The organism is Paenibacillus sp. GbtcB18 (assembly GCF_019091125.1).
Taxonomy (GTDB): Bacteria; Bacillota; Bacilli; order Paenibacillales; family NBRC-103111; genus Paenibacillus_F; species Paenibacillus_F chitinolyticus.
Window position 1 is genome coordinate 1 of record NZ_JAGXJX010000262.1, and the last position, 279, is coordinate 279.

Consider the following 279-nt stretch of genomic DNA (forward strand, 5'->3'; position numbering starts at 1 on the left):
CCATTTAAAGGGATGGAGATGAATGTTGCACAGTCTGTTTGGGAGAGAATGAAGCAAAGTACGTTTGAATCGTTCGAACGTATTGTTGATAAAGCGATTCAAGAGCGCGTTGATTTCGTATTACTAGCCGGGGATTTGTATGATGCGGAGACGAGAAGTTTGAGGGCGCAAGTGTTTGTGCGCGAGCAAATGAAGTGACTTTCGCAGTACGATATCCCTGTTTTTATTATTCACGGCTACCACGATCATTTAGGGGGAAGCTGGGCAGCTATTGAGTTT

General features: G+C 44.4%; 1 pseudogene. It reads left to right on the forward strand.

Features of this window, described 5'->3' with window-relative positions:
- Positions 1 to 279, forward strand: a pseudogene (locus KVT34_RS30205) (metallophosphoesterase); the annotation flags it as partial.